Annotated in this window: 18 protein-coding genes; 7 read left to right on the top strand and 11 right to left on the bottom strand. The window is 70.2% G+C overall.

Annotated elements, in window-relative coordinates; all coding sequences use genetic code 11:
- Positions 1–94: 94 nt before the first annotated feature.
- Entirely contained in the window at positions 95–2,122 is a 2,028-nt protein-coding gene (locus ACIP64_RS30020; RefSeq protein WP_401592723.1) for an ATP-binding protein, read from the bottom strand.
- A gap of 335 nt (positions 2,123–2,457) precedes the next feature.
- On the opposite strand from ACIP64_RS30020, the gene ACIP64_RS30015 reads away from it, so the two are divergent.
- Both ACIP64_RS30015 and ACIP64_RS30010 read left to right on the top strand, forming a co-directional pair.
- Positions 2,458–3,855, top strand: coding sequence for a carboxylesterase/lipase family protein (locus ACIP64_RS30015; protein ID WP_401592721.1), 1,398 nt, complete (start codon positions 2,458–2,460; stop codon positions 3,853–3,855).
- Positions 3,856–4,097: 242 nt separating this feature from the next.
- Entirely contained in the window at positions 4,098–4,487 is a 390-nt protein-coding gene (locus ACIP64_RS30010; RefSeq protein WP_401592719.1) for a VOC family protein, read from the top strand.
- Positions 4,488–4,636: 149 nt separating this feature from the next.
- Here the strand turns inward: ACIP64_RS30010 and ACIP64_RS30005 are convergent, their stop codons facing one another.
- On the bottom strand, positions 4,637–4,957 hold the full coding sequence (locus ACIP64_RS30005; RefSeq protein ID WP_401592717.1) for a hypothetical protein: 321 nt from the start codon (positions 4,955–4,957) through the stop codon (positions 4,637–4,639).
- Positions 4,958–5,034: 77 nt separating this feature from the next.
- Between ACIP64_RS30005 and ACIP64_RS30000 the strand changes: the two genes are divergently transcribed.
- Positions 5,035–5,424 carry a hypothetical protein gene (locus ACIP64_RS30000; RefSeq protein ID WP_401592715.1) on the top strand — a complete coding sequence of 130 codons (390 nt, stop codon included), beginning with the start codon at positions 5,035–5,037 and terminating at the stop codon, positions 5,422–5,424.
- A gap of 52 nt (positions 5,425–5,476) precedes the next feature.
- Here ACIP64_RS30000 and ACIP64_RS29995 read toward each other — a convergent pair whose 3' ends face one another.
- Complete coding sequence (locus ACIP64_RS29995; protein WP_401592713.1) at positions 5,477–5,956, bottom strand: nuclear transport factor 2 family protein; 480 nt, start codon at positions 5,954–5,956, stop codon at positions 5,477–5,479.
- A 301-nt stretch (positions 5,957–6,257) separates the two neighbouring features.
- Positions 6,258–7,184, bottom strand: coding sequence for a DMT family transporter (locus tag ACIP64_RS29990; protein ID WP_401592711.1), 927 nt, complete (start codon positions 7,182–7,184; stop codon positions 6,258–6,260).
- Between the two features lie 21 nt (positions 7,185–7,205).
- Here ACIP64_RS29990 and ACIP64_RS29985 point away from each other — a divergent pair, with 21 nt between their 5' ends.
- Positions 7,206–8,774: a PLP-dependent aminotransferase family protein gene (locus tag ACIP64_RS29985; protein WP_401592709.1), complete on the top strand. Its 1,569-nt coding sequence runs from the start codon at positions 7,206–7,208 to the stop codon at positions 8,772–8,774.
- 93 nt (positions 8,775–8,867) lie between these two features.
- Here ACIP64_RS29985 and ACIP64_RS29980 read toward each other — a convergent pair whose 3' ends face one another.
- The 4 genes from ACIP64_RS29980 to ACIP64_RS29965 all read right to left on the bottom strand — a co-directional run bounded on the left by ACIP64_RS29980 (position 8,868) and on the right by ACIP64_RS29965 (position 16,101).
- Complete coding sequence (locus tag ACIP64_RS29980; protein ID WP_401592707.1) at positions 8,868–13,517, bottom strand: family 78 glycoside hydrolase catalytic domain; 4,650 nt, start codon at positions 13,515–13,517, stop codon at positions 8,868–8,870.
- 433 nt (positions 13,518–13,950) lie between these two features.
- Complete coding sequence (locus ACIP64_RS29975) at positions 13,951–15,150, bottom strand: cysteine desulfurase-like protein (RefSeq protein WP_401592705.1); 1,200 nt, start codon at positions 15,148–15,150, stop codon at positions 13,951–13,953.
- A 58-nt stretch (positions 15,151–15,208) separates the two neighbouring features.
- On the bottom strand, positions 15,209–15,763 hold the full coding sequence (locus ACIP64_RS29970) for a histidine phosphatase family protein (protein WP_401592703.1): 555 nt from the start codon (positions 15,761–15,763) through the stop codon (positions 15,209–15,211).
- The gene (locus ACIP64_RS29965) at positions 15,763–16,101 is read right to left on the bottom strand and encodes a ParB N-terminal domain-containing protein (RefSeq protein WP_401592701.1); all 339 of its coding nucleotides are present in this window, start codon (positions 16,099–16,101) and stop codon (positions 15,763–15,765) included. Before ACIP64_RS29965 ends, ACIP64_RS29970 begins: the two co-directional genes overlap by 1 nt.
- A gap of 142 nt (positions 16,102–16,243) precedes the next feature.
- On the opposite strand from ACIP64_RS29965, the gene ACIP64_RS29960 reads away from it, so the two are divergent.
- Entirely contained in the window at positions 16,244–17,242 is a 999-nt protein-coding gene (locus ACIP64_RS29960) for an RNA polymerase subunit sigma-70 (protein WP_401592699.1), read from the top strand.
- 216 nt (positions 17,243–17,458) lie between these two features.
- On the opposite strand, the gene ACIP64_RS29955 is transcribed toward ACIP64_RS29960, so the two are convergent.
- Positions 17,459–19,360, bottom strand: a complete 1,902-nt coding sequence (locus ACIP64_RS29955; RefSeq protein WP_401592697.1) for an alkyl/aryl-sulfatase — start codon at positions 19,358–19,360, stop codon at positions 17,459–17,461.
- Positions 19,361–19,709: 349 nt separating this feature from the next.
- Here ACIP64_RS29955 and ACIP64_RS29950 point away from each other — a divergent pair, with 349 nt between their 5' ends.
- Positions 19,710–21,023, top strand: a complete 1,314-nt coding sequence (locus ACIP64_RS29950; protein WP_401592695.1) for a DUF2254 family protein — start codon at positions 19,710–19,712, stop codon at positions 21,021–21,023.
- A gap of 76 nt (positions 21,024–21,099) precedes the next feature.
- On the opposite strand, the gene ACIP64_RS29945 is transcribed toward ACIP64_RS29950, so the two are convergent.
- Positions 21,100–22,431 carry a PP2C family protein-serine/threonine phosphatase gene (locus ACIP64_RS29945; protein WP_401592693.1) on the bottom strand — a complete coding sequence of 444 codons (1,332 nt, stop codon included), beginning with the start codon at positions 22,429–22,431 and terminating at the stop codon, positions 21,100–21,102.
- 338 nt (positions 22,432–22,769) lie between these two features.
- On the opposite strand from ACIP64_RS29945, the gene ACIP64_RS29940 reads away from it, so the two are divergent.
- Positions 22,770–23,189: a CoA-binding protein gene (locus ACIP64_RS29940; protein ID WP_401592691.1), complete on the top strand. Its 420-nt coding sequence runs from the start codon at positions 22,770–22,772 to the stop codon at positions 23,187–23,189.
- A gap of 373 nt (positions 23,190–23,562) precedes the next feature.
- Here the strand turns inward: ACIP64_RS29940 and ACIP64_RS29935 are convergent, their stop codons facing one another.
- Positions 23,563–24,543, bottom strand: coding sequence for a WGR domain-containing protein (locus ACIP64_RS29935; protein WP_401592689.1), 981 nt, complete (start codon positions 24,541–24,543; stop codon positions 23,563–23,565).
- Positions 24,544–24,606 lie beyond the last annotated feature (63 nt).

Raw genomic sequence — 24,606 nt, 5'->3', positions numbered from 1 at the left:
CACAACGCGGCGTCACGCAGGCCGGCCCGCTTGAACCGGACTGTTTCGTCATCGTCCGCGCGGGGCCCGAGGTGATGCCATGGCCGGCCGGTGGTCAGTCGTCCTTGGCGAGTTCCTGCCGCCAGAGGCGGTCGCAGAGCAACTCCGTGCCCCTGGTGAGGTGTCGGCGGTACGTGGTGAAGGGAACGGCCAGTGACTGTGCGGCCAGTTCCTGGGTCGGAGCAGTGCCCAGGAACGTCGCGTCGAGCACCCGGTGCAGCTTCGCGAGCCGCTGGTCCGCGGCCATGGCCCGGATCGTGTGCGTCAGCAGTTCCCGCAGTTCGCGTGTGCGGTCGGCGAGGTCACCGGTGGCCACCAAATGGCTGCGTACGAGGGGATTGTCGGCCAGGGCATCGCTGTGCAACGTCCGGAGGGCAGCGCGCACCGCCTCGTCGAACTCGGGCCGGGACAGCACCGAGTACTCCTCCTCGTCGGCGTCCGGGAGGACCGCCTGGCCGGACATCGCCTGGGTCGTGAGCAGATCCAGCCAGGGCTCCAGCGGTGTCCTGCGCCAGTCGCGGGCGAAGAGGGCGAAGTCCGTGGCTCCGATCCGCCTGGTGCCGGGAACCAGGGTGTGCTGGATGCCGGCGAAGTTGTCCTGCCACAGCAGGGAATGGGCCGCGACGCAGAACGACCAGGCGAGCCCCTCTCCCATGAGCCATGCCTGCGCGTTCCTGAACAGCATCTGGTCCATCACGGGCGAGGATCGCTCGTACTGCTCGGGGTCGACGAAGAACCGCGAGATGCCCAGGTGCTCCCCCGGCCGCAGCCCGCCCTGGTCCGCGACGTGGTTCCACGCGGCGTCGACCACCGGATCGGTACGGCGGTCGTGCTCGTCCGGTTCGCTCAGCCGCAGCCACGCGGAGAAGCCGACCGGCAGTCCGGTGGAGGTCCGGCGGCACACCTGGAACGCCTCGGGGGCGCGGTCCAGCCAGTGATCCACGATCGCGGCGAGTTCGGCGCCCTCGGCCCGCCGGGCGAGGTCCAGGACTCCTTGCCGGTCGGCCTCTCGGTAAAGGTCGCCGAAGACGTCCTCGGCGCCGCCCCAGTGGAGGAAAGCGGCCATGACCGGGGAGCGCCGAAAGGTGAAGAGGAGTTCACGCACCGTCCGCAGCGCCTCCGCGTCGGCGGACGCCCGTACGCGCTCCAGCAGGTGTCCTCGGACGGAGCGGTGGATCGACGCGTAGCCTTCAGGATCGCGCCACCGCAGATCGGCCTCCAGCGCGTTGCGCGCCACGTCGTGCGGATACACCCCGCGGGCACCGGACTCGGTGAACGCCAGGCCCCGCAGCCACGTGAACAGGGGGCCCGCCTGATCGGGGGGTACCACGGCACGCACAAGGTCCTCGGTGGTGGCCTCGGCGTGCGCGCACACCGCCAGGGCCCGGCGGTGCTGGTCGGAGGGCACCTCGCCCACCAGGTGGCCGAGGAGGGACGCGACCACCTCCTGCCCGGGCTCCCAGGAACGGCCGGGGTCCCGGGACGGCAGCGAGCCTGGCTCGTCCCTGGCCACCTCGGCCGCCAGCGTCAGAGCGAGGGGATGGCCGCCGGTGAAGCCCAGGACTCTGGCACGCAGGTGCTCGGCCACCCCTCTTCTCTCCATCAAGGCAGCGGCCTCGTCCGGGTCGAGGTTGCGCAGCCTGATCACGCGCAGCGTCTCCGACCAGGCAGGGTCGGCCCGCCAGCCGGGAGTGGGCGGGAGTCTGCTGCCCAGCACCACGATCGCGTCGTAGGGCAGTCGCGGCAGGAACCTCTGGCTGAGCCACGTCTCGAGGCCCTGGCACCGTTCGAAGGTGTCGATCACCAGGACCGCGCCCTCCGCCGGCTCTCCGACGGCGTTCTCGAACGCGCGCGGCGACGCCTCGACGAGCCGCCCGTCCACCTCCACCACGGGCCGGCCGGCTCCCCGGGCATCGGCCGCGAAGCGGTTCAGCAGTGTGGACTTTCCGATGCCGCCTGGTCCGTGGACGTAGAACACCGAGAAGGCCCCGGCCTCACCGGCCAGCGCCGCGGCGAAAAGGTGACGTTCGTCGGCCCGGCCGACGAACGACCTGCGCCGGGCGGCATCCAGCCGGTCGCGCACGGTCCGCACACTTTCCCTTTCCGACGGCAGGACGCCTCCCCCCTCCCATGGCTCGGGCACCCGGCGCACCTGCGGGGGCTCACCGGCTCGCGTCCCGGGCGTAAGAGCACCGATGAGCAGTGATTGGACACCGGACGGACTGGAGAGTGGACAGCCGATCTTCTTAACGTCATCCCATGTTACGACTCCCGGCGCAGTCGCCGAGGGGTCGCGATCAAGAGTGCCGAAGCGGCATTTCCATGAGTGCAGGGCCATGCCTCGAGCGGGGCCCGGAAAGTCAGCCCCATGTCTTCTCAGGTCCGTCAGCCGGCCGACTCCACCCACCGGGGATCCCTGTGAACAAGATCCTCGTGCAGACGACGCAGGGCGCCGTTCAAGGCGTCACGGACAAGGGCGTCACCGTCTTCAAGGGCATTCCGTACGCCGCGCCCCTCGACGGCCCCAGGCGCTTCCAGGCGCCGCAGCCTCCGCAGCCGTGGGACGGCGTCCTCGACGCCACCGCTTTCAGCGCCGCGCCGCCGCAGGCCCAGATGCCTCCCCTGCCGGCGCTGTGGCACCCCGGCGACGACACCAACTGCCTCACCGTCAATGTCTGGACGCCCGATTCCGGGGCGGCCGGTCTCCCGGTGATGGTCTGGCTCTACGGGGGAGCGTTCATCTTTGGTTCCGCGAGCCAGCCCGAGTTCGACGGCACCAACCTGGCCCTCTCGGGCGTCGTGCTGGTGACCCTCAACTACCGCACCGGCTTCGAGGGCCTGGGCTGGCTGCCGGACGCGCCGCACAACCGGGCGCTGCTCGACCAACTCGCCGCCCTGCGCTGGGTGCAGGAGAACATAGCGGGTTTCGGCGGCGCCCCGGACAACGTGACGATCTTCGGGCAGTCGGCGGGAGGCAGCTCTGTGGCGGCGCTGACGGCCGCCGAGGCCGGCCGCGGGCTGTTCGGCCGGGCGATCGGGCAGAGTGTCGCAGCGGCGTTTCTGCCGGAAGAGCGGGCGCGTGAGACGGCAGAGCGGATCGCGGCGGCGCTCGGTGTTCCGCTCACTTCCGAGGCCTTCGCGGGCGTGGCGCCCGAGGCGATCCACGCCGTGCAGTCCAGGGAGGGCGAGGTCACTCCCTACGGACCGGTGGTGGACGGGGATCTGGTGCGCGACCAGCCCTGGCGCGGCCTGCGTGCGGAGGTCGACCTCATGACCGGGTACACCAGCGACGAGTACCGGTTCTTCGCCATGGCGATGGGCGAGGACCTGTCCGCCGTCGACGTCTCCGGTGTCGCGGCGATGCACGGCGTTCCGCTCGACGCCTACCGAGCCGCGTACCCGGGCGCCTCCGACGCCGATCTGTACCTGCTCATCCAGTCCGACGCGTTCTTCCGCATCCCGTCGATGTGGTGCGCACAGGAGCACACCGGCCGCAGTTGGTGCTACGAAGTGGCCTGGCCGACCCCTGTGTTCGGCGGGGCGCTCGGCGCCTGCCACCTGCTCGACGTGCCGCTGACGTTCGGCAACTTCCACGGCCCGATGGCGGGCATGCTCCTCGGCGAGGCCATTCCGCCGGAGGCGATCGGCCTGGCCGAGGAGGTCCGCAGGTCGTTGACGGCCTTCGCCGCCACCGGTGACCCCGGCTGGCCGCAGTACCGGAGGGGTGAGGCGCTCACGCGGATCTGGGACGTGCCCGTCTCGGTGGTGGCCGACCCCGAGTCCGCGTCCCGGAAGATCTGGGCGGACAAGGTGTAACGCCCTCCCCGGAGTCCGCCGGGCGTGGACGAGCGGTGGGCCCGCGCCCGACCCGGGCTGTGGGGGCGTCAGCGGTCTCCCGCCGGTTCAGCCGGCGACCGATGACGGCACACCCCACCAGCCCGAGGAGAACGCCGAAGGGGGTCCGCCCATGACCTGGGCGGACTGGATTGGTCGGGACAGGGTGCCACCGCTCACGCTGTGCTCGTTGTCCTGAACGCCGCCGTGAGAGGATCAGGTGCATGACCGATTCCCGCATGCAGGTCAATGCGCTCATCGTCGATGCCACTGACCCCGAGCGGCTCGCTGAGTTCTGGTCCGAGCTGCTCGGCAGGCCCGTCGTGGGCCGCATGGGCCCGTACGTATGGCTTCGGCGGGAGAACGGCCTCGGCCTGGGCTTCCAGCGGACCAGCGAGGCCAAGTCGGGCAAGAACCGTATGCACTTCGACATCACCTCGCCCTTCCCCGCAGCCGAGCAGCAGCGGGTGGAGACGCTCGGCGGGCGCAGACTGGAGCAGTACGACGACGGGGGTTTCCTGGTGATGGCGGACCCTGAAGGCAATGAGTTCTGCATCATCCCTGAGGGCGCTTTCGAGCTCGACGACGAAGGACGCGCGAACTACCTCGGCTGAGGCCCTCTGTATAGGTACAGCAACTCGACCCTCGCTGTCACAGGACGGTGACCCACCGATCGCCGCCTTGCTTCATGCCCGCCACCAGGGTCACCGCTCCAGCAGCCCATCGGGTTGGAATCAGAGCAGTGAGGTTTTCTCAATGAAGATCACTTCCACTGCCCGCTGAGGACGAGGGCTGCGCGGACGATGTCGCCGATGCGGGTCGGGCCGAGCGTGACGTGCTTGAGTGCGCGCCAGCGTTCCCTGAGTTCGGCGGCAGCGCGCTCGCCGAGGGCGCGCAGGTCTCTGATCAGGGTGTTCGTGGACCGGGTGTCGGTGTGCAGGGCCTGCTCGGACTGGCGGACATGATCCTGCCAAACCTGTCCTGCCAGGGAATTCAGGCCCGACCGCCGGCGGGACCCGCCCGATTCGTACCGGTCGAGATGGCTCGGTGTCCGCGTTTGAACCGAATGCCCAGTGGATCTCACAGTCGGCGCCTGCCCTTTGGCCGTGCACAACGGAGAATCCGCGGTTGGTCGCGCTTCCGCCGCAGTACCGTGGGCCGGTGGATGAGATGCCAACCCCGACGCCGGGTATGACGATCAGCGTTCGGATGCGCCAGGACGTGGTGATCATCGACCCGGAGCGCTTTGTCGCTTCGGCCCGCGCGGCATACCGGGAAGCCTCCGCTGAAATCACCGAGGAGGGGGCAGCCGAGGAAATCCGTGATGTCTACGACGCTGTCTGGGCTCTGCTGGACCGCTTCGGTCGACTCGCAGCCGACGCGCCAGCGTCCGCCGGACTCCCGGGCCAACGAGTTCTGGACCGCCCAGACGGGCTCTCACCTGCGGGCGAGTGGAAGCGCATCGTGCTGAACGATCCGCAACCACTCCAGGACTACGGCTGTTTCATGCCCGAGGGGTACGACCCGTTCGCCATCCCGCCAGGGGTGTGAGTCCGTCTACCGCGACAGGGAAGTTCGCAAGATCATTTCCCCTGAGAAAACCTCAATTCCCCGACGACGCGTTCAGTTCGATGACCTGGGGGATCATCGCGGCGTTTCCCACGTTGTGAAGAACCGTGTAGTTCACGGAGACCACTTTCCAGCTTCCGTCAATGCGACGCAGCCCGTGCGTACCCCGGCCGTAGTGAGTCCACGTGTTCACGTCTTCGCTTTCACCCAGAGCCGAGTGGTAATGCAACGCCTGCAGGTAGTACGTGACGGATGCCTCGTCACCGTCAACGGTGACAATCTGACTGGACAGCATGTGCACCACGACTTCCAGGGGCCTGAGCTGACGCTCCCAGACGTCGATCAGCGTGTCGGCGGCAACGACGCCCTCAGCCTCCGGATTGACACCCCCGAAGTCGACGGTGAGTTCGTCGGCCCACAGTGACCGCTCGCCGCTGAAATCCTTGGAGTCGCAGAGGTGAAAGTCCTGGTGCACTACGTTCAACACGTCGTTGTAATCCTGAGCGTTAATCAAGTTCCCTCACTTCGATCAGAGCAGCCTGGAAGGCCGCACGGCATGAACAGATGGGGTACCTCACGCCCAGCTCACTCCACTTTGCAATCGGAACCAGGCACTCCGCACGTTATCCAGGAATCGCCGGGCGCGCCAAAAGCTTTCACTCGATGAAAATGTCGTTCACAGGTGCCGGGACGGCCGGCTCGTACGGCGAGGGCCCTTCGGCCGTTCTGGAACAGAGCTGATGCGCCGAGACATCGCGTGGTCCCGCCGGATCGCGTGACGTCACGAGCCTGGGCGTGGCCGACGTCCGGCGCTGCTACCTGGTCCGTGCGGAGGTGGGCGGATCCACGCGTGCGACCTCGACGGAAGGAGCGCTCCGCGGGCGCAGGCCCAGCACCAGGCCGAGGATGAGCACGGTGATCCCCAGCCATACCGACGGGCTCGGCGTGCCGCTGCCCGAGATGCCGCCGACGGCCGCCGCGGCCAGCGGCGCGATGCCGGTGAGCAGTCCGGCCCGCCCGGAGCCGACGGCGCGGACCGTCGAGTACCACAGGACGAAGGCGACCGCCGTCACCATCAACGCCAGGTAGCCGATGGCGGCCCACTCGGGACCTGACAACTCCCCCACTGCCGAGGGCCCTTCGCAGGTCGCGCCGAGAACGGCCAGGAGTACGGCGGCCATCCACATCGCGTGCACGGACACCCCCCACGGGGAGTGCCTGCGCAGGACCGGTACCGCGAGAAGGGTGAAGGCGGCCTCGCACGCCAGGGCCAGCGCTGCCCAGGCCACGCCGACGGCGTCTGTGCGGCCTGTTCCCTCCACCAGTACCGCTCCCGTCACGACCACGGGAGCCGCCAACAGGATCTGCCGGCTGGGCCGGCGCCGCTCCAGCGCCGGGCCCACCGCCGCGAGGACCACCGGTACGGACGCGACCGCGACGGCGACCACCGCGGGCTCGGCATGGGCGACGCCCCGGACCACGGCCACGTTGAACAGCAGCAGACCGGTGACAGCGATCCCGGCGAACCACAGCCACTCCCGTCCACGCGGCCGCACCGGCCGTGTCCCGGCGAACTGGGCGACGACCAGCAGGATCACCGTGGCGATCGCATAGCGAACCGCCTGCGCGGTGAACAGCGGGGCGTCCACCAGGGTGCGCGAAACGGTGACGCTGCTGCCGACCAGCGCCATCCCCAACATGCCGGGCACGAGCGGGGTGAGGGAAGCGGAAGGTGTGCGCATACCACTCACGCTGCCCGCACAATGGACGTCATGGACAGGTCCACAAAGGCATCGGTGGAGGGGTCCAATCAGGCGGAGGATCCAGCCGACAAGGCGCCGGGCCCCGGTGGTTCACCGGGTTCGGACTTCCTGCAACTGGAGATCGGCCACGTACCCGCAGGCGGGCGCACCGCCTGGCTCACGGACCGGCTCCGGTCCGCCATCGCCGACGGCCGGCTGCACGTCGGAGCGCGGCTGCCCGCCAGTCGCGTCCTGGCGGAGGAGCTGCACGTCACCAGGGGCGTGGTCACCGAGGCCTACCGGCGGCTCGCCGAGTCGGGACAGGTCGCCGGTCGGGGTCGACTGGGGACGGTGGTCGTGGCGGCCCCTGCCGCTCCGCCCGGGCGCGCACACGACGTGCCGGGAACCGGAGCCGGATCCGGGGCCGCGATCTTCTCCTCGGGCGACCGCGACGGCGTCGTCGACGTGCTCCGGGCCATGCCCTGCCGCATCGACCTGTCACCGGGTGTCCCCGACCTCGCCGCCTTCCCGCGCCCCGGGTGGCTGCGCGCCGAGCGTGCCGTCCTCGCGGACGCCGCCCCGGCCGACTTCGGCTACGGCGATCCCAGGGGCACGCCCGCCCTGCGCCGAGCGGTCGTTGGCTGGCTGGCGCGCAACCGCGGCATCCGCGCCGACCCCGGGGAAGTCGTGGTGGTCGCGGGGGTGGCGCAGGCTCTGAGCCTGCTCGCGCGACTTCTCTTGGCGGACGGCATCCGCCGTGTCGCCGTCGAGGACCCCGGATCCCTCGGGGCGCGCCAGCAGTTGGAGTACGGAGGCCACTCGGTCGTGCCCATCCGTGTGGACGCGGGTGGCCTCGACGTCGGTGCGCTGCGTGCCAGTGGCGCCCGGGCGGTGCTGCTGACCCCGGCGCACCAGTTCCCGACCGGTGTCGTCCTCGACGGGGAACGCCGCAGAGAGCTGCTGGGCTGGGCCGCCGAGGGCGGGGTGGTGATCGAGGACGACTACGACGCCGAGCACCGCTACGACCGGCCACCGGTGCCGGCGCTGCGGTCGTTGATGCCCGAGGGGGTCTGCTACGCGGGCAGCGTCTCCAAGCTGCTCGCGCCCGCGCTCCGCATCGGATGGCTCCTCGTACCGCCGGACCGGCTGGACGCCGTCGTGGCCGCCAAGCGGTACGCCGACCTGGGCAACGGCGTCCTCACCCAGCTGGTCCTCGCCCGGCTGATGGACTCCGGCGAGCTGGAACGGCATCTGCGCCACGTCCGGAGGCGCCACCGCCGGCGCCGGGACGTGATGCTGAGAGCGATCGAGGAGCACTTGCGCGGTGCGCGCGTGCACGGGACGGCCGCCGGCCTGCACCTCATGGTCACGTTCGGCGACCCGCCGGACGGCGCCCGCGGCCCCGGCCTGTCCGACGGCGCCCTCGCCGCCGCGGCGCTCGACCGGGGCGTGAAGGTGCATCCGCTGTCCTGGCATCGCATCGGCCCCGGGCCGCCCGGCCTGGTGCTCGGCTACGCGGCGGGCTCCGTCCACGACATCGAGGAGGGCATCGCCACCATCGGGGCCGCTCTGCGCGGGCTGCGTCCCTGAGGCCGCGGGGGTCCCATGGCTTTCCCGGATGCCGGTCGTGTGCCTGAGCACCCCCCGCAGGGCGTGCTCAGGCACACGACGGTCGTCGGCGGCTCAGTCGACCGGCATCACCCACACGTCGGCGATCGAGGGGTCGTAGTCGGCGTCGGTGTCCTGGAAGCGGATCCGCACGGTGCCGTCCGACGTGGCGGCGGAGGGTTCGACCACGAACTGGTGGGTGATCGTGCCCTGGCCGCCCTCGCTTCGCCTCAGGTCGACGCTGTGCACGGCCTTGCCGTCGATCTGGACGTCATAGGTCTTGCGCCGGGCACCGTCGAAGGTCTCGACCATGCGGACCACGAAGCGGCCGGTGGTCGGTACGGCGGCATCGAACTCGAACCAGCCGCCCGGGTAGGAGGAGTGGGTGTACCGGCGTGTCAGCCCGGCCTCGGTGTTCGTCCCCGAGTGCTCCGACGCCGTCAGCCGGTGGGCGGACTCCGACGGCCCGTCACCGAGGTCGATGTGGTCGCTCGACTTCGCGGGCGGGGTCGGCAGCGAGACCGCGATCGTGCCGGTCGCCTGCTCCGCCGCCGTCGGGCCGGTCGCCGCGGTGACCGTGGCCTTCTGACCGACGACGGTCAGCGGCACCGTCACGACGGCTTCGACCGTTGCCCGCTCCCCCGGGTCCAGGCGGTAGCCGGTCGGGTCCGGCGCCGTCCAGCCGTCGGGGAGGGCGAGCGTGAGCTTGCCGGACTGCACCACCTTGGTGCGGTTGGCCAGCACGGCGGCGACGGTGGCCCGCTCACCCGGGCCGGCCGGATCAGGCGCGGTGGACACGCCCTCGATGGCGACGCCGGGGGCGACCACCAGGCCCGCGGACACCGGCAGCGTCGCCGTTCCCCCCGCGTACCGGTAGGACACCGAGCCGGTGAGGTCGGCGACGGAGGCCTGAGCGTCGGTCGCCACCGTGACGTCGTAGGCGTGCTCGACCGTACTGCCCGCACCCGTGGTGGACGCGTGCCGGCCCACGGACTTCACCGTCCAGCCGCTGGGTGCCCGCAGCGTCGAATCGACTCCGGTCAGCGGCTGCTTGCCGGTGTTCTTCAACGCGACGTTCACGCGGACGACGTCGCCCGGGAGGATCTCGCCGGCCGGCACGTCCAGCGTGGCCACCGCGCCGACCAGGCGCGACGATGCCCGCGAAAGGATCTTCTCGATGCCGGCCAGTGAGTCACGCAGCTTCGTGGCCGCCGCCTTGTCGATCGCGCCCTGATCGGCGTACGTCTGCGTCCACCGGTCGAGGTCGGCCACGCCGGCGAGCGCACGGTGCACCGCTGCGGCGGTCAACCGCTCGTCCGCGCCCTGGGCCTGCAGGCGCCACGCGGCGTCGAGCTCCTTCCGCGTCAGGGCGGTACGAAGCTGCAGGTGCCCCTTGGCGATCTTGCCGAGACCGCGCACCTGCAGTGCGTCGACATCGTCGGCGAACGACTCCGCCTGGGCCCGGGCCGCCCCCAGGTCGCCGAGCACCGGGTCGACCGCGAACGCGTAGTGCCCCGAGCCGACCTCCAGCACCACATCGCCGCCGGCCTGCTCGACGTAGGTCACATCATGGACGTCGCCGATCGGCGTGCCGCCCTCGGTGACCGCCCAGCGGTTCGCCGCCGGGATGCGCACCTCGGCGGTGGTGTTCGCCGGCACGGTGACGTCGAGCTTCATCGCGCCGCCCGTCGTGTCCCACGCGCTGCGCACCGTGCCGTACGGCGTCTGGTGGCTGAAGTCGACGTGGTCGATGCCCTCACCGGGCTCGGGGGCGATGAGCACCTTGCGGTAGCCCGGTTCCGCCGCCGAGACGCCCGCCATGGTGCGGTACATCCACTCGCCGACGGCGCCGTACGCGTAGTGGTTGAACGAGTTCATCCCCACGTCGTTGAAGGTGCCGTCGGGGTTGATGGAGTTCCACCGTTCCCAGACGGTGGTCGCACCCTTCCCGATCTCGTAGCCCCAGGACGGGTAGTCCGTGTGCTGCAGCAGCCGGTAGGCGATGTCGGAGCGGCCCGCCTCGGTGAGTGCCGGCAGCAGTCCGTCGACGCCGAGGAAGCCGGTCGACAGGTGGTAGTCGCGGCGCTCCAGGGTCTTGACGAACTTGGCGACGATCGCGTCGCGCCGGTCGGCGGGGGCGAGGCCGTTGGTCAGCGTCAGGATGTACGAGGTCTGACTGTCGCCCTTGACGGTGCCGTCGGCGCCGATGAACGCCGCCTGGTACGCCGACCTGATCGCCTCGTAGCGCTGCTGGTACGCCGCCGCGTCGCCGTCCCGGCCGACGGCGGCCGCCATCTGCGCGAACTCCCGTGTGCTCTTGGCGACGAACGCGGTGTCGAGTACGTCGGCCGGGGTCGCGTCGTCGAGGTTGAGCCAGTCGAGATAGCCGCCGGCGGAGCGGATGTGGTTGGTGGAGTCCGCGTCGAGGAAGTCGACGTAGGCCTTCATCATGTCGTAGTTCTCGCGGATGACGTCGGTGTCGCCGTAGGCCTGCCACACCGTCCACGGCACGTGCACGCCGGCGTCCATCCAGCCCGCCGACTCGTAGCCGCCGTCGAAGCGGCCGGGGACCACGGGAGCGACGCCGGGCAGCGAGCCGTTGGGCCGCTGGGTGTCCCGCAGGTCCTGCAGCCACTTGCCCAGGAAGGACTGCGCGTCCATGTTGTAGACCGCGGTGCGGGCGAAGACATCGATGTCGCCCGTCCAGCCCATCCGCTCGTCGCGCGCCGGGGTGTCCGTGGGGATCGACAGGAAGTTGCCCCGCATGCCCCAGACGATGTTGCTCTGCAACTGGTTGACCAGGGCGGAGTTGGTGTCGAGGCTGCTGGTGAGGTCGCCGTCGGTGCCGACGACGACACCGACCAGGTCCTTGGCCGCGGGGGCCTGGTCGACACCGGATATCTCGACGTACCGGAAGCCGTGGAAGGTGAACGACGGCTCGAACGTCTCCGGCTGGTCGGTGGCGAAGGTGTAGTGGTCGGTCGCCTTCGCGGTACGCAGGTTCGCGGTGTAGAGCGTGCCGTCGGGGTTGAGCACCTCGCCGTGCCGGATCGTCACCGTCCGGCCGGGCTCGCCCTTGAGCGTGAGGCGGACGTGGCCGACCATGTTCTGCCCGAGGTCGTAGAGGTAGACGCCGGCGGTCGGCGAGTCGATCCGCTTCGCGGTCCTGAGCTCCTGGGTGACCCGTACGTCGACCGCGGTCTGCGGTTCGAGTACGTTCACCGGCTCGTCGCGGACGTCCGCCGCGGCCCAGTTCGCGGCGTCGAAGCCGGGCTTGTCCCAGCCGGCGACCTGCTTCGCCACCCGTGCGTCATAGGACTCGCCGTCGAGCAGGTCGGCCTCGCGGGTCGGCCCGGAGGTGGTGGTCCAGGTGCCGTCGGTACGGATCGTGGTGCTGGTGCCGTCGGTGAACTCGACCAGCATCTGGGCGATCACCGAGTCGTCCTGCCCGTAGACGTCGGTGCCGAACATGGCGACCTTGCCGCTGTACCAGCCGGGTGCGACCTCGGCGCCGAGGACGTTGGCGCCGGCGCGGACCTGCCGGGTCACGTCGTAGGTCTGGTAGTCGATGCGTTTGTCGTACGCCGTCAGGCCGGGCGCGAGTTCGGCGTCGCCCACCCGCGCGCCGTTGAGGCGGAGTTCGTACACACCGCGCGCCGACGCGTAGACGCGTGCCCGGGCGACCTTCTTGCCGCCGAGGTCGAACTCCTTGCGCAGCAGCGGTACCGGCTCGTCGCGGCGCAGCCAGGCCTCGCCGCCCGCGCTGTCGACGCGCAGGCCGCCGGCGGTCACGGTGCCCGACGCGAAGGTGCGGTCGCCCGCCGGGAAGGCGGTGTCGACCAGGACGGTGCCGTCGGCGCCGGTGACCGTGACGTCGTGGACCAGACCGCGCTCCGCGCCGCTGGTGCGGAAACCCATCGTGCCGGGGCCGCCGAACGTCGCATCGGTGCGCTGGTCCAGCTGCTTGCCGTCGACGGTGGTGGTGATCGTGGCGCCGTCGACGGCGATCGCGTAGTCGTGCTCGGCGGCGAAGTCGAACCCGGCCGGGAACGGTGTCGCCTTGAGGACCGAGTAGTTGCTGTTGCGCTTCACGTGGGGGCGCAATGCGTCGTCGGTCTCGCTGATCTGCCACATGTAGGCGTTCTCGGTGTCCTGACCGCGGAAGTAGACACCGAGCGCCCCGTTGATGTCGGAAGCGGTGAACTCGACCGTGTAGTCCTTCCACTTGGCACCCAGCGCCGGTGTGTCCGCACCGATCCACGCGGCGGTCCACGGCTGGTCGCCCAGAGCGGTGCCGAACGTGGCGGGCTTGCTCCACTGCGAGGCGGTGCCCCGGTCGTCCCACACCCGGACGGACCAGACGTAGTCGGTGTGCGGCTGCAGCGCGGGGCCGCCGTATCGGACACCGACCGACTGGCCTGAGGTGACCTTTCCGCTGTCCCAGACGTCGGGTCTCTCGATGCGGCCGGCCGAGGAGGCAACGCGAATCTCGTAGGCCCGCTGCGTGACCCCGCGGCGTTCGGAGCCGAGCTGCCAGCCCAGGGCGGGCGCTGTCAACGGGATGCCGAGCGGGTCGTCAAGGGCGTTGACCGTCAAATGGCCGACGCTCGTTGCAGCTGCGGCGGGGGCGGTGGAGGTCACGGGTGGACTTGCTGCCGTCGCCGTCGCGGGTCCCACCGCGACGAGGACTGATGCAGCGACCACCGCGGCGATCTGCTGACGCACGGGCGCTCCTCAAGAAGAGTCATTGAAACGCTTCAATCACACCCTGGCGGTGACTACCCCTCCATGGCAATGAGTTGGACAGATTTGATGAAACGGTTGCGCGAGATCAATGAATCGGTTTAAGTCGACGGGCCAGGCATCCACGGGGCAGCGGGCCGACCTGGTGGCGTCCGGTGCCCGGCAGGCAGCCGTCGACGCACGGGGGCGAGTGCATGACCGCGAACGATGACGGCCGACACGGCGTATCAGGGCTCGGGGCGGGCGGCGGAACGATGGTCACCGCTCTGTGCGCCCTGTCAGCGCAGACCTCCGCCCGGAAACGGCCGAGCGGCAAGCGCCGGTGCGTCACTCAGGAACAGATCGCTCCGCCCGGGTCCGCGTGGTTCCCCGGCCTGCCTGAACGTCGCGGCGCGGCCCGGCCGACACCCGCGGCTTACCCGGCCACCTCCGCGACACCGTCGATCAGCCGCTGCACGTCCTCGCCGTCGACGTACGGTGCGAGCCCGGCACGCACCGCGCCCGTGTCGCCAAGCCCCAGCAGCCGCGACGCCTCCAGCGCGTAGAAGTTGCCCGCGGGGGCGTTCACACCGCGCCGCGCCAGCCGCTCGTACACCTCCCGGCCGGGCACTCCGGCCACGGAGAAGAACACCGTCGGCGTACGGCGTGCCGGCGCGCCGTACAGCCGCACCCCTCCGATGCCCGACAGCCCGTCCACCAGGCGTCCCAGCAGCCGCTCCTCGTATGCCTCGACCGCTCGCATCGACTCCAGGACCCGGCTGCGCCGGTCGCCCGAGGAAGAGGCGAGCGAGGCGATGTACTCCACGGCCGCGGTGGTGCCGGCCAGCATCTCGTACGGCAGGGTGCCCAACTCGAAACGTTCCGGGACGTCATCGGTGGAGGGCAGCAGTTTGTCCGGGTGCAGTTCCTCCCACAGTCCGGGATCGGCGACCACGACACCATGGTGGGGGCCGAAGAACTTGTAGGGCGAGCACGAGAAGAAGTCGGCGCCCATGCCGGCCAGGTCGATCGGCGCGTGCGGCGTCAGGTGCACCCCGTCCACGTACAGCAAGGCTCCGACCTCGTGAACGGCCGCCGCGATCGCCGCGGTGTCGGGGCGCGTGCCCAGCACGTTCGACCCACCGGTCACCGCCACCAGCCGGGTCCGGCCGGACAACTGCTCCCGGACGGCGTCGACGCTCAACTCACCGCTCACAGGGTCGAACGCGGCCCACCGCACCACCCCGCCGACGGATTCAGCCGCCTGGATCCACGGCCGGATGTTGGCATCGTGGTCCAGACGGGTCACGACCACCTCGTCACCGGCTGTCCACTGCCGCGCCAGGGACCGGGAAACGTCATACGCCCCTTGCGTCGCCGACCGTGTGAAGACAACACCACGCGACTCACAGCCCAGAAGGTCGGCCATGGCCTGCCGCGCCTCCGTGACGACCTGCTCGGCACGGCGCTCGGCTGCTGTCACCGAGCCGCGGTTGGAGATGCCCGAGCACATCACCGCAGCCATCGCCTCGGCGACCTGGCGAGGCACCTGTGAGCCGCCCGGCCCGTCGAAGTGGGCCACCTTCTCCCGCAGCGCGGGGAAGTCGTCACGGATGCGCAGGACATCGAGATGCATGCACCCATCCTGCCCGAGCCCGGACTCCGCACGCACGGTCCCGATCGCGACCGACGCATCAGTTCGCGGCCCAGTCGCCAGGCAGCGTGAAGTGCCAGCCGGGGCGCCAAGCCGGTGGCGTGCGGAGCAGGTCTTCCAGCGGCGTGCCGACGAGCAGGTGATCGAGTGCCCATCGGTTGGCCGAGTGAGCGATCACCAGGACCATCCGGCCGTCCCAGTCGGCGGCGAGCTCTTGGAGGAAAGCGCGGGTGGCCGCGACGACCTGGCGGTAGCTCTGGCCCGCGGGGAACGGATCGTCAATGCGCAGGTTTCGCTGACCGGCGACGACGGAGAGCGCGTCGCCGTTGAGTTCCCCGTAGTTGCACTCCCGCAGTCGACTGTCCTGGTGGATCGGGGGCCGGCCGTGGGGGAACGCGATGCGGGCCGTCTCCACGGCGCGGTGCAGGTCGGAGGAGAACACGGCCGCGAGGCCGTCACCCGCTCGGCGCTCACCCAGCTCCTGGGCCTGTCGGCGCCCCAGTTCCGAGAGCCGCCCCGGTAGCCAACCGGTCGCGATGCCTGCCTCGTTGTCCGTGGTGGTCGCGTGCGTCTCGTAGACGATCTCCACCGCCATCACGCACCTGCCGCTTCCCGGAGGACGACCAGGTCCGTGGGACGCATCGGCTGCGCATGTCCTGGCCGCGGGGTCAGCGGGACTGCGAACAAGACGACCGGGACGGCCTTCAGGCCGAGCCGAATCGCTACGGCGACCCTGTGATGTCCGTCCAGCGTCGCGAACTCCTCATTGAAGCCGAGTCGGAGCGGTGTGCGCATACCGTGTGCTCGGATGCTGGCCGTGAGCGCTTCCAGATGACGGGGGGTGTCCACGATCGCCGAGCCGACGATCTCGCGATCCACCGCCCGGTATCGCGCGACGAGGGCCGTTGGCAGGTGAACTTCCGACAGCGACATGGAAGCAGCTTATTTCGCCGTCCGCGCCGTGAGCCCGGGATGGGAGCGCTCAGCCGTGCCGACCGGTCCCGGTGATGACTTCTCGCGCCCGCAGCCGTCACACCTGTCGCGGGACACGACAGGACGGAAGGATGACGACGTGATGAGTGCGGACACATGGCCGGCGGAGCGGGGCGGGAGCGGCCTTGGCGAGGGCGACGAGCCGGCGTTCTCCGGGCTGGCGGAGCGGCACCGGCGGGAGCTGCACGTGCACTGCTACCGGATGCTCGGGTCGTTCGAGGACGCCGAGGACACGGTGCAGGAGACGTTCCTGCGGGCCTGGCGGCGGCGGGAGACCTTCGAGGGGCGGTCGACCTTCCGGGCCTGGCTCTACCGGATCGCCACCAACGCCTGCCTGGATCTGCTCGCCAAGCGCCGCCCGGAGCCCGCGACCGGCGGCGAGGTGCCGTGGTTGCAGCCCTACCCGGACCGGCTGCTCGACGAGCTGCCCGCGGCCGGCGCCGACGAGCCGGAGACCGTCGCCGTCGCGCGCGAGACGATCGAGTTGGCGTACCTCGTCGCCGTCCAGCATCTCGCGCCGCGCCCCCGCGCGGTGCTCATCCTGCGCGACGTGCTCGGCTGGCCGGCGAAGGAGGTCGCGGCACTCCTCGGCAACTCCGTGAACTCCGTCAACAGCGCGCTGCAACGGGCCCGCGCCGGCATGCGGGAGCACCTGCCCGCCGAGCGGCAGGACTGGAGCGGCGGCGCCGAGGACTCCGGGACGCGCGAGCTGGTCCGTCGCTTCACCGAGGCGAGCGTGGCCACGGACGTCGCCCGGCTCGCCGGCATGCTCCGTGACGACGCCCGCTGCTCGATGCCGCCGACGCCGGGCCTGTCCCTGGGCCGGGACGCGGTGGTGACCGACTGGGTCGAGGACGGTTTCGAGGGCATGCAGGGACTGCGCGGCGTCCCCACGTCGGTGAACCGGCAGCCCGCTGTCGCCTTCTACCTCTGGAACGAACGCGAGAGCGCCCACCTGCCGTTGACGCTCGACGTCCTCCGCATCTCCGGCGGGGTGATCACCGAGATCGTCATCTTCCACGCCGACCGGTTCCCGCGGCTCGGGCTGCCGGAGCGCCTGTTGGCGGACGGCGCGGAGTAGTGCGGCGAGGGGCACTCATGTCGCGGGCATCCCGCACGCTCCAAAGCCTTGCAGGCGGCGAGGTAGCTCGGGATTTTGAGAACCGGTTCGTGAGAGCCCGAACGTGGCCCGGCCATTCGCCGGCTATCGCGCCGCAACCCGGCGCGACACCCTCCCTCTTCGCTCCGGAACCCGCCGCAAGCAGGACTGGCCGAACCTGTGTCCTCGTCGTGGCGGTCAGGGTGTGACGATGGCGAAGTCGGGGTCCGGGGCTGCGAGGTAGCCGAGGAGTTCTTCCAGTTTGCCCGGATCGCCGGCGATGTGGATGCCTGGGCGTGCTTGGAGGTCGGTAGGGCTGCTCGTGCCGAGGAGAAGGTCGCGCAGGTCGGCTTCCTCCAGGGTGATGTCGAGATGCGGGTGCGGCGTGGCGGGTCCGATCGCGGAGGTGTGGGTGAGGACTCCGTTGTGGAGTGTGAGCGTGATCGGGTCCTTGCCGTTGATGTTCCAGCGGACGGTGATGTTCGCGTCCCAGCAGCGGGGGCCGTCGATGCGGATGGCGAGGGCGTCGAAGAGCTGGTCCAGTGTCAGTGCGGCAAGGACGTCGGGCGAGGCGGTGACGGTGGGGGTGCCGACGGAGCCGTGACGGAGTTCGAGGGCACCGGTGAGGTAGAGGTTTCGCCAGGTGCCGTTCTCGCTGCCGTACCCGAGTTGTTCCAGTGCGTCGGCCTGGAGCGCGCGGGCGTCGGCGTGGTCGGGATGGGCGAACAGGACGTGGTCGAGGACTTGGGCGACCCAGCGGTGGTCGCCGGTGTCGAAGGACTCGCGGGCGCGGCGTACGACGTCGTCGGCGCCGCCCATGAAGTCGACGTAGCGGCGGGCGGCTTCGACCGGGGGGTGTTCCCACAGGTGGGCGGGGTTGCCGTCGAACCAGCCGAGGTAGCGCTGGTAGACGGCCTTGGCGTTGTGGCTGACCGAGCCGTAGTAGCCGTGGGTGTGCCAGGCACGTTCCAGGGCGGGGGGCATCTGGAGGGCCTCGGCGATCTCCAGTGCGGTCATACCCTGGTTGAGCATGCGCAGGGTCTGGTCGTGGAGGTAGGCATACAGGTCACGCTGCTGGGTGAGGAACACGGTGAGGCGTTCGCGGCCCCAGGTCGGCCAGTGGTGCGAGGCGAAGACGACATCGCTGGCCCCCGCGAACAACTCGACGGCCTGTGTGAGGTAGCGGGCCCACACTCGCGGGTTGCGTACTTCGGCGCCCCGGAGCGTCAGCAGGTTGTGCAGGTTGTGGGTGGCGTTCTCGGCCATGCACAGTGCCGCGTGGTCGGGGAAGTGGATGTTCAGCTCTGCCGGTGCCTCCGTACCCGGGGTGAGCTGGAAGACCATGCGAATGCCGTCGACGGTCTCCGCCTGTCCGGTGCGGGTGATGTCAGCAGTCGGCGGGATCAGGCCGACAGCTCCGGTCGACGTCGTCAGCCCCAGACCCGCGCCGATCTGCCCACTGCCGCCCTTGGGCAGTGCCGCTCCGTACATGTAGGCGGCGCGGCGGCCCATGGCGGTGCCCGCGTAAACGTTCTCGCTGACGGCGTGCTCCAGGAATCCTTGTGGGGCCAGCACCGGCACGCCGTCGGTGAGCTCCTGCTCGCCGACCACTCCGCGCACGCCGCCGAAGTGGTCGACGTGGCTGTGCGTGTACAGCACTCCCGTGACAGGCCGCTGACCGCGGTGGCTGCGATACAGCGCCAGGCCGGCCGCCGCGGTCTCCGCGCACAGCAAGGGGTCGATCACGAAAACCCCGCGGTCGCCCTCCACCAGCGTCATGTTCGACAGGTCGAAGCCGCGGATTTGGTAGATGCCCTCGGTCACCTGGAACAGGCCGTGATCCGAGCAGAGCCGGCTCTGCCGCCACAGGCTCGGGTTGGCGGTGTCCGGGCAGTCCTGGTCGAGGAAGCCGTAGGCGCCCAGATCCCACACCGAGCGCCCCGCACGGTCGCGGATGACGTCGTCCGAGGCGGTACCGAGGAATCCGCGCCGGGCATCGGCCAGATCCTGGGTGTCGTCGAACGGGAAGCGCGATGTCACCTGCTCGTTGGCCTGGGCGACGGCAGGTTGGGCGGGCTTGGCTCCGCTGTGCTGGGACAAGGCAGTCTCCCTCGCAGGCCCGGAGCACGATCGGCCGCCGCGGCATGTGTCGTGACGCCTCGAATCCTCGCCCGGGATCTGCGGCTCCACCAGCGGTGCTGCGCTGTCGGGGAGCCTGACGCAGCCCTGCCGCCCGCGAGGCCTCATCCGAGCGGACCGGGCCGGCTCGCACGACGGCCGACCGCGCTGAATGATCGAGGTTCCATGGTCCCAGGGGTGAGAAGCGAGGTGGTCGGCCCGTGGCCGGGTGGCACGCGTGCGGCAGGCCGCGCTCCTCCCTGGCCCGGAACCGCCGGATCATGGGAGCCGGCCCCAGTGACGCCGGAAGTACCGGTTCGGCGATGCGCTCATGGCGGCCCAGGTGACAACCCGACGCCCTGTTCATTCGCGGGGCATCCACCATGCCCGGCGCCTGCACGGTCGAAGCATCGCGCTGATCCTGGTCGTGGGAGGCGGGTTGCTGGGGTGGTTCCTGCCGCTGTGGGAACGGCATCTGCCGACACCAGGTCTGGGATTCGACACCAGTACGGCGCAGGCGACACTCGCCTCCGTCGCGGGCAGCATGATCACGCTGGCGGGCTTCATCGTCACGGCCATCACCCTCATCGTGCAGACCGTCCAGGCCATGTCGCCACGGCTCGTCGCGGCCCTGGGGCACTTCAGCCGCTACCTCGTACTGTTCGGATTGCTGATCGGCACGGCTCTCTATGCGCTGGTCACACTCAGCCATGTCCGTGGCGACAGCGTCCCGCGCCTGAGCGTGACTCTGGCCGTTGTCCTGGTACTCCTGGACGCTGTCATCGTCCTGCGCCTGCTGGCCTCGCTCCGTCACGCCGTCACCGGTGGCGGCCTCTCCCGAGCCGTCGGGGAACGTCTGCGCGCGGCCATCGATCTGGCCCATCCCGCGGCCGCCGAGACCGGTCCGGAACCACGTCCGTTCCACGAGGACCAGGTGAACTCGTTTCCCGCCGTTCATCGGGGGCGGCCCTCCACGATCACGTGGATCGACGAAGAACGCATCACCCGGCTCGCCGCCCGCCACCACGTCCGCATCCGCCTGACCCACGCCGTCGGCGACTTCGCCGGGACGGGCCAAGTCGTGGCCGACGTGGAGGCGGAAGGGACAGATACCGACCCGCGCCTGGCGCGTCGGGTCAGCGCCTGCATCCGCTACGGTCCCAGCCGCAGCCTCCGGCAGGACGCCGCATACGGACTGCGACTGCTGGCCGACATCGCGATCCGGGCCCTGTCTCCCGGCATCAACGACCCCACCACGGCGGTCCAGGCACTCGACCAGATCGAGAACGCCCTGCTGCGACTCGCGCACCGGCCCCTCGGTCCCGTCTGGCTCGTCGACGCGCACGACACACCCCGCGTCAGACTGCACGCGCCTCAATGGGAGGACCTCGTCTCCCTCGCACTCGACGAGACCCTCCTGTACGGCTCCTCCACCCCGCAAACCGTGCGGCGCCTCAATGCCCTTCTCCTCAGCCTGCTCTCAGCAGCACCCCCGAGCCGCCGACCACCGATCACCGACCGCGCCGAGGCCTTGGAACGTCTCGCCGCCGCACGCCTGCCCGACCCGCTCCTCCACCACGTCGCGTCCCAGCCCGACCGGCAGGGCCTCGGCGGCACCGCTGCACCGCAGGACACTTCCGAGTGACGGTGCCGCACACAAGGTCCTGCGGAGCCCGTGCGGCTGGTCGGAGACCCGGGGGGCTCCGTCGGATGCCTCCGCGTCAGCGCGCAGGAGGCGTACGCAGGGCGAGAACGGCCAGGTCGTCGTGGCCATCGCTGGGATGCCGGTCCGCCAGGACGTCGCACAACTCCGTCAACGGAAGGCCCACGTGTGCCGCGGCAAGTTCGGCCAGCGTGCGCAGGCCGGCGTCGATGGGCCGCCGATGGTGCTCCACCAGCCCGTCGGTGTACAGAACCACGGTGGTACCGGGCGGCAGCCGGCGCGTGTGATCGCACCGGTGTCCCAGCGGGTCGACGCCCAGGGGCAGATCCGGCTCGAAGGCCAGGTAACGGGCCTGCCCGTCCGGGGTGACCAGCAGAGGCGGGGGATGGCCCGCCGTGCTCCAGGTGAGCGTCCATTCGTCCGACCCAGCGGGCTCGATCCGGGCCAGGCACGCGGTGGTCAGGCACTGCACGTCGAGTGTGTCCTCGGTGGCGTCCAGCCGCTTCAGGATGGAACTGGGCGGCACCGGACGGTCGCAGAGCAGCGCGCGGAGCATGCTGCGGGTCTGCGCCATGGCAGCCGCGGCATGCAGGTCGTGCCCTGCGACATCACCGATGATCGCGGCACAGGCGCCGTCCGGAAGAACGAACACGTCGTACCAGTCACCACCGATACGCTGAGGCCGACCCGCCGGCCGGTACACCGCGGCAGCCTCGAACGGCCGAAGATCCGGCAGGCGCGGCAGGAACAGTCGCTGGAACTCCTCACTCCTGTCCCGCACCCGCTCGAACAGCCGGGCGTTCTCGATCGCCACCCCCGCCGCACCGGCCAGCGCCACCAGCATCGCCTCGTCCTCCTCGTCGAACGGCAGATCGTCCCGACGCTCGGACAGATACAGATTCCCGTACACCCGCTCCTGCACCCGGACCGCCACCCCCAGCAGCGTCCTCATCGCCGGATGACCTTCCGGGAAACCCACCGACTGCGGATGACGCGCGATGTCGTCCACCCGCAACGGCTCCGGATGCCGGATCAGATACCCCAGCAACCCCCGCCCTCGCGGCAGATGCGTCCCCGCGAGCCGCTCCCGCTCCTCCTCGTCCAGCCCCGCCGTGATGAAGTCCGCCAGCCCCACCCCGTCCTCGTCCAGGACACCCAACGCCCCGTACCGCGCCCCGGTCACCTCCACCGCGGCCGACACCACCCGCGAGAGCACCACCCCCAGATCCAGCTCCCGGCTGACCGCGAGCATCGCCGCCATCAGCACCTGCAACCGCCGCTGTGCCCTCCCCAGGTCACGCAATTCCGCCGAGATCCTCTGCAGCCCCGGATCCAACGGAAACCGCACACCACCGTCCCCGCCCCTTTCCGAACCACCGGCCCCGTCCATGAACAAATCCTTGCATAAATCACATGAAGTGCCATGAAAGCCGCACCTCTCGACCCTCCGTCCGTGCATTCCCTTGTGCGGCCGGCGCGATGCATGGTCACCAGCCGCCCACCACTGTCGGGGGAAGGCGGCTCTGAACTGTCGTTCCGGATCACCGATGCGGGCCTGCGGGGCTGGAAGATCCGCACCGCGATGTTCCGGGTGCCACCTGGGCCGGCTGCCATACAGACCCCTGGAGGTATTGCATACAGTATCCTGTCAGGCTAACGTCTACTCATGCGGCTGACCAAGTGCACCGACCCGACACTCCCCATGACCACCGCACGGCGGAGCTGAGTATGGCGACCTATGGCGACGACACGACAATGAGGCGGATCCTCACCGCTGCGGGAGACACCTGGGCCCTGGTGGGCCTGTCCGACAACCCCGAACGAGCCGCCTACCGCGTGGCCGAGAAGCTCCAGCGCATCGGCAAGAGGGTGGTGCCCGTACACCCCAAGGCCGAGTCAGTGCACGGCGAGCAGGGCTACGCCTCCCTTGCCGAGATCCCGTTCGCGGTCGATGTCGTCGACGTCTTCGTCAACTCGGCTCTCGCCGGGAACATCGCGGACCAGGCCGTGGCCATCGGTGCCAAGGCGGTCTGGTTCCAACTCGGCGTCACCGACAAGGCCGCCTACGACAGAACCCGCGAAGCCGGCCTGCTCATGGTCATGGACCGCTCCCCGGGACGCGAAATACCCCGGCTCGGACTGGGCTGACACCGCTCACAAACCGCCCGCCACCCATCAGGCCCGGGCGGCCGATGGCACGTCGGCCGCTCCCGGGCAGAGTTGAGAACTCCCCCGGCCCGGCGTGGGCGACGGCCACCGACGAACTGCGCGCGAACATCCAGGAACTGCCGGCAGGCCTCACCGTTCGACGGTCGGCAGGCGGTGAAAGAGGCCCGCGAGTGCGGCACGGTCGGTGGTGGTGAAAGCGGGCTTGCCGACCGGCCGCTGCACAACAGCAGTTGCCGGCGGAGCGCGAGCATGTCGATGCCCTTCTCATGTCCGCTCATCGTCAGCGGGCCCGGGATCGCCGGGATGTTGCTCGCAGCGTCGTGTGCGTTCGCGGACGAGGCTCCCCGCAGGCTCAGCCGTGGAGGAAGGAGGTGACTTCGGAGAACGGTGTGGCGGTCTCGGGTGTGAAGCGCCTGGTCTCTCCTCGGAAGGAGCGGACCTCCAGCCAACTCTGGGCTGCCGCAGTCGGGAGCACGTCCAACAGTGCCTTGACGTCCGCGGATCTGAAGACCTTGAAGGTCTGCGTCCGCCGGTAGTTGGACGGCTGGACATCGAACCTGAGGTCGACGACCGGCTGTGGCCGGCGGCTCCAGTCGCTGTAGGGCAGTGCACCGTGGCCGCGGATTCGCGCGTCGACGAGGACTTCCGGATCCGCGTCGCCGATCTCGCAGTCGAAGATCGGGAAGGCTGTCGCGACGCGAGCGGCGATGGCCGGATACGCGATGCAGGCTTGCCCGAGTGCCGGCGAGCACAACAAGGCGTGACTGAAAGGTCCCACCGGCGTTGACAGCGGCACCTTGTGGTGGGACTGCCCGTCGAAGGGCAGGTCGCGCCCGGCGCCGAGGACGGCCAGGAAGGACGACACGGCCGCGGGGTCATGGCACTGTCCGCGCACGGTGAAGCGAACGGCGCTGCGTCCCTGGTCTCGCAGCACGAAGTACTCGTGGAATCCCATCGGGTGATCCGGGGCATGGCTGCGGTGGTACGTCTCGTCAAAGCCATCGATCGGCAGATACTCGGGGACCGGGGCATGCGGCCGGGTGCTTGACTTGATCACGTCGAGGACGGGCGTCTGCTGGTCAAGCTCGGCGGCGTCAGACGGCCGCTCGACCTCGGCGAAGCCCTTGCGGAGCCATTCGTTGATCTTGCGGGAAGCATGGCGGCCGGCGTGCTGTTCGTCGTCCAGCGTCGACGTGCTCGCCTTGCCGCTGGTGCCTATCACGCCCCAACGGAGGAAGCAGCGGATGCCTTCCTGACGAATCTCCCGGTACTCGGTCTTGGCCCCCCGCAGGAGCTCGAATCGCCGCCAGTCCGCCACCCGTTCCTCCAGCACATGTCCGTACCCGACCCCGACGACGCCGAGAGCCAGGGCGGGCCGAGCCACGTCCGGAGCCGC

Source organism: Streptomyces sp. NPDC088733, from assembly GCF_044751185.1.
Lineage (GTDB): Bacteria > Actinomycetota > Actinomycetes > Streptomycetales > Streptomycetaceae > Actinacidiphila.
The sequence above is the reverse complement of the archived record's forward strand: the minus strand, read 5'-3'. Positions and strand labels throughout refer to the sequence as shown.